Annotated in this window: 2 protein-coding genes; both read right to left on the reverse strand. The window is 42.6% G+C overall.

Going from position 1 to position 526, the window contains the following annotated elements:
* Positions 1-271, reverse strand: a 271-nt coding sequence (locus AC1MDJ_RS08550; protein ID WP_479690480.1) for a hypothetical protein, incomplete at its 3' end; no start/stop codon positions are given.
* A 31-nt stretch (positions 272-302) separates the two neighbouring features.
* A partial coding sequence (locus AC1MDJ_RS08555; protein WP_479690481.1) for a hypothetical protein occupies positions 303-526 on the reverse strand: 224 nt, incomplete at its 5' end.

Raw genomic sequence — 526 nt, forward strand, 5'->3', positions numbered from 1 at the left:
TTAGTTCGCCACCGTCAGCTTTACGCACAACTAATGTATCGCCGTCAGATATGCGTATAACATTGCCTGCTGAGTGCGGGTTGAACCTCTTTACGATATTGTCGTATATATAGTCAGCAACGGGGTATAAAAATGGTCTTATTAACGGCACATTTATGCCAAGATATGACAACGCCGCAATCATCAGCGCAACGATTACACCACGTGGGCTACGGGGCAGGCGAAGTCTAGCCCTAGAGCGTCTGCGCTTTCTTTTACGTCCAAAAAACATATTCAATCTATAGCATACGTTGAAAGGTTAGTCAATTTTTATACAGTAGCCAGCTGTTATCATCAATCAATGGTATGTGTTGCGTCCAGCCGTATTCAGAGATATGCGCAAATATCGCCTCTCTGTCTAATGAATAGTCGTCCGCACCACCTGCAATAAATAAGATTAAGCTGTTGTCAGTCGCCCTGTATTTAAGAACTTCATCAAGAATTTCAGAGTTATCAGGTATGCTGATAGTTTCGCGCAAATTCATTA

It is taken from the genome of Candidatus Termitispirillum reticulitermitis, assembly GCF_054655775.1.